The 6,973-nt window shown below is 70.5% G+C and carries 6 protein-coding genes; 2 read left to right on the top strand and 4 right to left on the bottom strand.

Annotation, left to right across the window (positions count from 1 at the left end; genetic code table 11):
• Positions 1–572 precede the first annotated feature (572 nt).
• Positions 573–1,571, top strand: coding sequence for a tryptophan--tRNA ligase (trpS, locus tag ACFVWD_RS56630; protein WP_389606881.1), 999 nt, complete (start codon positions 573–575; stop codon positions 1,569–1,571).
• A gap of 63 nt (positions 1,572–1,634) precedes the next feature.
• Here trpS and proC read toward each other — a convergent pair whose 3' ends face one another.
• The 3 genes from proC to ACFVWD_RS56615 form a co-directional block, all read right to left on the bottom strand.
• A complete protein-coding gene (proC, locus tag ACFVWD_RS56625) occupies positions 1,635–2,444 on the bottom strand; it encodes a pyrroline-5-carboxylate reductase (RefSeq protein WP_101399937.1) in 810 nt (269 codons plus the stop codon).
• Between the two features lie 169 nt (positions 2,445–2,613).
• Positions 2,614–3,414 (bottom strand): ABC transporter permease, encoded by an 801-nt coding sequence (locus ACFVWD_RS56620; protein ID WP_101399936.1) that lies wholly within the window; start codon positions 3,412–3,414, stop codon positions 2,614–2,616.
• Positions 3,411–4,268 (bottom strand): ABC transporter ATP-binding protein, encoded by an 858-nt coding sequence (locus ACFVWD_RS56615; RefSeq protein ID WP_389606879.1) that lies wholly within the window; start codon positions 4,266–4,268, stop codon positions 3,411–3,413. Before ACFVWD_RS56615 ends, ACFVWD_RS56620 begins: the two co-directional genes overlap by 4 nt.
• Before the next feature lie 294 nt (positions 4,269–4,562).
• Between ACFVWD_RS56615 and ACFVWD_RS56610 the strand changes: the two genes are divergently transcribed.
• Positions 4,563–5,999 (top strand): SulP family inorganic anion transporter, encoded by a 1,437-nt coding sequence (locus ACFVWD_RS56610; RefSeq protein WP_389606877.1) that lies wholly within the window; start codon positions 4,563–4,565, stop codon positions 5,997–5,999.
• Here ACFVWD_RS56610 and ACFVWD_RS56605 read toward each other — a convergent pair.
• Complete coding sequence (locus ACFVWD_RS56605) at positions 5,963–6,838, bottom strand: class I SAM-dependent methyltransferase (RefSeq protein WP_389606875.1); 876 nt, start codon at positions 6,836–6,838, stop codon at positions 5,963–5,965. The genes ACFVWD_RS56610 and ACFVWD_RS56605 overlap by 37 nt on opposite strands.
• Positions 6,839–6,973: the final 135 nt, after the last annotated feature.

Genomic DNA, 6,973 nt, shown 5'->3' with positions numbered 1-6,973 from the left:
CGACTCTATCAGACCGTTTCGCGATCCGATTTCCTCGGTGCTTTCCAGGTTCTCGCTCTCGCGTTTCCCTTTCCGGCGGTTCCGACTCTATCAGACTCTTTCGTGTCCGATTCCCAGTCAGCGGGGCTTGTCTTCCCAGCCCTTGGGCCGTTCCGACGAGTGAGACTTTAGCGGATTCCTGGCTCCCGAGCTAATCGGGGTGGCGCCCTTTCGAACGCGGATTCCTCATTTCGCAAACACGCATGAAAACGAGCCGACGACGAGTCGCCGTTCGTTGAATGCTTGTTGCGGAATGGCTGTCCGGGGACCGACCGGGGTCGGCGCTCACGTCGGACAACTCGGAGAACATTACGTACCGGGTGGGGGCGTGTCAACTCCGCTCCGGGATGCCCTCCGGGGGCGTACGCTCGGCGCCATGACTACACATACGTGCACCCAGCAGTGGTGGGCCGCCTGACGGGCGGCCGTACTCACGTATGTACTCAACGGCCGCCGCCTCGGCGGCCGTTTTTGTGTCTCCCTCCTGGGGAGCCGGCCGGCGGGTGCGGCGGCCTCGACCAGGAGGTGGAGTGATGACACGGGTCTTCAGTGGGGTCAAGCCGACCGGGCATCTGACGCTGGGGAACTATCTCGGGGCCATCCGGCGGTGGGCCGATGTCGATCAGCACCAGGCCGACGCCTTGTTCTGCGTCGTCGATCTGCACGCGCTGACCGTGGACCACGATCCGGGGCGGGTGCGCAGGCTCAGTAGGCAGGCGGCGACGTTGTTGCTGGCCTCGGGGCTCGATCCGGAGCTGTGCACCGTCTTCGTACAGAGTCATGTGGACGAGCACGCGCGGCTGTCGTATCTGCTGGAGTGCGTCGCGACCGACGGGGAGATGCGGCGGATGATCCAGTACAAGGAGAAGGCCGCTCGCGAGCGGGAGCGGGGCGGGAGTGTGCGGCTCTCCCTGCTGACGTATCCCGTGCTGATGGCGGCTGACATCCTGGCGTACGGGACGGACGAGGTGCCGGTCGGGGACGACCAGACGCAGCATGTGGAGCTGACCCGGGATCTCGCGGTGCGGTTCAACCAGCGCTACGGGCACACCTTCGTGGTGCCCCGGGCCACGCGGCCCCAGATCGCGGCGCGGGTCATGAATCTGCAGGAGCCGACGTCGAAGATGGGGAAGAGCGATGACGTGGGGCCCGGCGTCGTCTATCTGCTCGATGAGCCGGATGCCGTACGGAAGAAGATCATGCGGGCTGTGACCGACAGCGGGCAGGACGTCCTGTACGACCCCGAGGCGCGGCCGGGGATCTCGAACCTGCTGGAGATTCTCGCCGCCTGTGAAGGTGGGGATCCGGAGACCCTCGGCGGTGCGTACGAGTCGTACGGCGCTTTGAAGAAGGACACCGCCGAGGCCGTGATCGAACTCCTCAGGCCCGTGCAGGAGAGGCACAAACGGTTGTGCGCGGATCCCTCATATGTGGAGGCGGTTTTGCGCGACGGTGCCGGGAGGGCCCGGGAGATGGCGCGTCCTCGGGTGGACGCGGCGTATCGGGCGATCGGGCTGTTGGCCGCCGGCTGAAGTCCCCGAGGGGAGAGAGGTCATTGACGGCGGGCCGGGGCGGTGGCCCCGGCCCCGCTGCCTCTAGCTGTTGCCGGAGGCCAGTTCGCGGCTGCGGTCGCGGGCTGCCTCCAGTGCGGCGATGAGGGCCGCGCGGACGCCGTGGTTCTCGAGTTCGCGGATCGCGTTGATCGTGGTGCCCGCGGGAGAGGTGACGGCCTCGCGGAGTTTCACGGGGTGCTCCCCGCTGTCGCGGAGCATCACGGCGGCGCCGATCGCGGACTGGACGATCAGGTCGTGGGCCTTGTCGCGGGGCAGGCCGAGCAGGATGCCCGCGTCCGTCATGGCCTCGACCAGGTAGAAGAAGTACGCCGGTCCCGAGCCGGAGAGCGCGGTGCAGGCGTCCTGCTGGGATTCGGGGACACGGAGCGTCTTGCCGACGGCGCCGAAGATCTCCTCGGTGTGGGCGAGGTGCGCTTCGGTGGCGTGGCTGCCGGCGGAGATGACGGACATCGCCTCGTCGACGAGGGCGGGGGTGTTCGTCATGACCCGGACGACGGGGGTGCCCGCGGCCAGGCGCTCCTCGAAGAAGGAGGTGGGGATGCCCGCCGCGCCGCTGATCACCAGGCGGTCGGCGGGGACGTGGGGGGCGAGTTCGTCGAGGAGGGTGCCCATGTCCTGCGGCTTGACCGTGAGGATCAGGGTGTCGGCGTTCTTGGCGGCCTCGGCGTTGGTGACGGCGGTGACGCCGTAGCGCTCCTGGAGTTCCCTGGCGCGCTCGGGACGGCGGGCCGTGACCAGCAGGTCGGCGGGGGCCCAGCCTGATCGGATCACTCCGCTGAGCAGGGCTTCGCCGATCTTGCCGGTGCCGAGGACTGCGACTTTCTGGGTCATGGTGCGGGTGCCCTCCGGGGGTGCGTCGTCCTGGGGTCATCCTCGCACTTGGGGGGTTGGGCGGGGTGGGGTGTCCGTTGGGCGGACGGGGGTGGGTTCTCTGGCTGCGGGTGGGTGGGGGCTGGGCGCGCGGTTCCCCGTGCCCCTGGGGGCCGTCGGCGTGGGTTCGTCATGCGGTGCGGCGCCTCAGGGTCGCGGCGCCCAGGGCCAGGACCAGGAGGGCGCATCCCGCCACGATGAACGCGTCGCGGACGAAGTTGGCCGTCATGTCGGTGTGCTTGAGGACTTCGTTCATGCCGTCGACGGCGTAGGACATGGGGAGGACGTCGGAGAGGGCTTCGAGGACGGGGTGCATGGTGGAGCGGGCCGTGAAGAGGCCGCAGAGGAGGAGCTGGGGGAAGATCACCGCCGGCATGAACTGGACCGCCTGGAATTCCGAGGCCGCGAAGGCCGAGACGAAGAGGCCGAGGGCCGTGCCGAGCAGGGCGTCGAGGAGGGCCACGAGCAGCAGGAGCCAGGGGGACCCCGTGACGTCGAGGCCGAGGAACCAGACCGCGAGGCCCGTGGCCAGGGCCGACTGGACGACGGCGACGGCGCCGAAGGCCAGGGCGTAGCCGGCGATCAGGTCGCCCTTGCCAAGGGGCATGGCGAGGAGGCGTTCCAGGGTGCCCGAGGTGCGTTCGCGCAAGGTGGCGATGGAGGTGACCAGGAACATCGTGATCAGCGGGAAGATTCCGAGAAGGGAGGCCCCGATGGAGTCGAAGGTGCGCGCGCTGCCGTCGAAGACGTAGCGGAGCAGGACGAGCATCAGGCACGGGATGAGGATCATCAGCGCGATGGTGCGCGGGTCGTGGCGGAGCTGGCGCAGGACGCGGGTCGCGGTGGCGGTCGTACGGGAGTAGTTGATCGCGCTCGGGCGGGCGGGGGCCGTCGTGTCCGTGCCCGTGTGCGTGGTGGTGGCCGTGGTCATCGGACGGTCTCCTTGCGGGCGTCGCCGGTCGCGGTGGCCTCGTCGACCAGGTGGAGGAAGGCGGCCTCGACGGTGTCGCGGCCGGTGCGTTCGCGCAGGGCGTCGGGCGTGTCGTCGGCGACGATCTCGCCCTCGCGCATCAGGAGCAGGCGGTGGCAGCGCTCGGCCTCGTCCATCACGTGGGAGGAGACCAGCAGCGTCGCCTTCCGTTCCGTGGCGATGGCGTGGAAGAGGTTCCACAGGTCGCGGCGCAGGACCGGGTCGAGGCCGACGGTGGGCTCGTCGAGGACCAGGAGTTCGGGGGTGCCGAGCAGGGCGACCGCGAGGGAGACGCGGTTGCGCTGGCCGCCGGAGAGGTTGCCGGCGAGGGCGTCGGCGTGGGTGGTGAGGTCGACGTCGGCGATGGCCTGGGTGACATGGGCGTCGCGGCGGTCGGCGGCGGCGCGGCCGGGGTCGAGGATCGCGGCGAAGTAGTCGAGGTTCTGACGGATGGTCAGGTCGTCGTAGACCGAGGGGGCCTGGGTGACGTATCCGATGCGGGAGCGCAGTGCGGCGTCGCCGGCGGGGCGGCCGAGGACTTCGAGGGTGCCGGTGACTTTGGCCTGGGTGCCGACGATGGTGCGCATGAGGGTGGACTTGCCGCAGCCGGAGGGGCCGAGGAGTCCGGTGATCTGGCCGCGGGGTACGGCGAAGTCGAGGCCGCGCAGGACGGTGCGGGGGCCGCGTACGACGGTGAGGCCTTCGGCGCGGATGGCGGTGGCCGGGGGCTGGGAGGACAGGGGGGTGATGGTCGTGGCCTGGGAGGTGGTGGTGGCCGTGGGGCGGTCGGGGGGCCGGGGAGTAATATTCATCATGCGATGAATATTGCGCGGGAGGGGTGGCTCCGTCAAGCCCGGTCGCATCCGACGGCGCAGGCGCGCGGCGGCGCGATCGGAAGGGGGAGCTCCGGCGTGCGGTGGGGTGGTGCGCTTCCGTGTTCACTCGGCGGTTACACGGAAGGGCTGCGCGATCAACTCCCGTTACCGACAATGGATTTCAGTGCGCGGTCATATGCCCACCGGCCTTGGTGCCGCGCCGTTGGATCCGCCGTGCCCTCCCCCGGCACGGCACCCACGCATCTTCCGCACTCAACCGGAGGTGCCGTCGCCATGCGTAAAGCCGATCTGCGTCGAGCCGATCTGTCCGCGTCTCTCGTCGTGTTTCTTGTCGCGTTGCCGTTGTGTGTAGGGGTCGCCATCGCCTCGGGCGTGCCGGCCGAGTTGGGGCTGGTGACCGGGATAGTCGGTGGCCTGGTCGCCGGGGTGCTGCCCGGGAGCAGCCTTCAGGTGAGCGGACCCGCGGCCGGGCTGACCGTGCTGGTGTACGAGGCGGTGCAGACGTACGGGCTGCGGGCCCTGGGTGTGCTGGTGCTCGGCGCCGGGCTGGTGCAACTCACGCTCGGGGCGCTGCGGCTCGGGCGGTGGTTCCGGGCCGTGTCCGTCGCGGTGGTGCAGGGGATGCTCGCCGGGATCGGGCTCGTGCTGATCGCGGGCCAGGTCTACGCGATGGGTGACGCGTCCGCGCCCGCGAGCGGGCTCGGGAAGATCGCCGGGCTGGTGTCGCTGCCCGGGGACGCGGACCCGGTGGCTCTCGCGGTCGGGGGCGCCACCGTGGTCGTACTGCTGCTGTGGCCGCGTTGGCGGCGCGGGGCGCGGGTGGTGCCGGCGCCGTTGCTGGCGGTGGCACTCGCGGCGGTTGCGACCGGGGTGTTCGATCTGCCCGTGCGGCGGGTCGAGGTGCGCGGGCTGCTCGATGCCGTACAGCCGCCGTCCTTGGCGGACCTGGGCCGGCTCACGGAAGTGGGCATGCTCGGGACGGTGGTCGCCTTCGCTTTGATCGCCTCCGCCGAGTCGCTGTTCAGCGCGGCGGCGGTGGACCGTCTGCACCGGGGGCCGCGGACCGACTACGACCGTGAGCTCATCGCGCAGGGTGCGGGGAACGCCGTGTGCGGGGCGCTCGGGGCGCTGCCGATGACCGCGGTGATCGTGCGGAGCGCGGCGAATGTGCAGGCCGGGGCGCAGACCAAGGTCTCGCGCGTACTGCACGGGGTGTGGCTGCTGGTCTTCACGGTGGTGGTGCCCGGAGTCCTCGGGATCATTCCGGTGGCGGCGCTGGCGGGGTTGCTGGTGCACGCGGGCTGCAAGTTGGTACCGGTGCGGGAGGTGCGGGTGCTGTGGCGCGGGCATCGCGGGGAGGTGGTCGTACTGGGTGTGACGGCGGTGGCGATCGTGGTGGGGAATCTGTTTGAAGGGGTGCTGGTCGGGCTTGCGCTCGCCGTCGCCAAGACCGCGTGGGACATCAGCCATGTGCATGTGGAGACGGAGGACCGGGGGGCGGCGGGGATGGTCGTACGGGTGATGGGGAACGCCACGTTCCTGCGGCTGCCGAAGCTGCTGGACGCCTTGGAGGCGTTGCCGCACGACCGTGACGTACGGCTGGAGCTGGGCGGGCTGCGGCATGTGGACCACGCGTGTGCGGCGGCCCTGGAGCGGTGGGCCGCCGCGCGCGATCACGAGCGGGTGGCCACGATCACCAGTACCTCGTAGACCTCCTCGACCTGGCCGTCCGGGAAGGTCTCCAGGAGGCGGGTGCGCTCCTCGGCGAGGAAGGCGTCGGTGTCCTCCTTGCCGAGGATCAGGAAGGCCGAGTGGCTGCCGATGTTGGCGAGGTGGGTGTCCACGGGGACGTGGCGGCTCCAGCGGACCAAGCGGTGGGTGTGGGGCGGAGGTTCGGGGGCGCCTTTGAAGGCTCGTTCGGTGAGGAAGCCTGCGGCTCGCTGGTGGGATTCGGTGTCCTTTTTGGTCTTGGTGGCGGTGCCTTCCTCGGTTTCCGTGGCGGTGCCTTCTTCGGTGGGCTGGGCGTCGCCTTCTTCGGTGGGGTGGGCGTCCTCGAAGTACTGATCGATGCGCCGGGCCTGGGCGGCGATCCACGGGACGTCGAGGGCGGACGTGTTCCACCAGAGCGCGAGGGCGCCGCCGGGGCGCAGGACGCGGAAGGCCTCCGGGAGGGAGTGGGCCGGGTTCGTCCAGTGCCAGGACTGGGCGTAGGTGAGGAAGTCGGCGGAGGCGGTGGCGAGGGGGAGGGCGTCGCCGGTGCCCCGGACCAGGGGGATGTCGGGGTGGGCGCGGCGGAACTCCGCGGCCATGCCCTCGCCGGGTTCCACGGCGATGACGTCCGCACCTCGGGCGTGCAGGAGGGTGGTGGCGATGCCGGTGCCCGCGCCTACGTCGATGACCTTCGCGCCCTTGAGGGGGCGGGCGGCCAGGTCTTCGAGGGTGGTGAAGAGGGCGGGTGGGTAGGAGGGGCGGTTCGCGGCGTACTGGGCTGCGGCCGTGTTGAAGGAGTGGGCTCGGGTGGTGTGGGAGAAGCGTGGGTGGGTCGTCATAAGGGAATGGTGGTGCGGGTCGGGGGTGGAGAAAAGCGGGTTTCGCCCCCGCCGCCCCTACCCGTCCCATCCCCGGGGGCTCCGCCCCCAGGCCCCCGGTGGGTTCTTCGGCTGCGGGTGGGTGGGGGCTGGGCG

Source organism: Streptomyces sp. NPDC058086 (assembly GCF_042885015.1).
Lineage (GTDB): Bacteria > Actinomycetota > Actinomycetes > Streptomycetales > Streptomycetaceae > Streptomyces.
The sequence above is the reverse complement of the archived record's forward strand: the minus strand, read 5'-3'. Positions and strand labels throughout refer to the sequence as shown.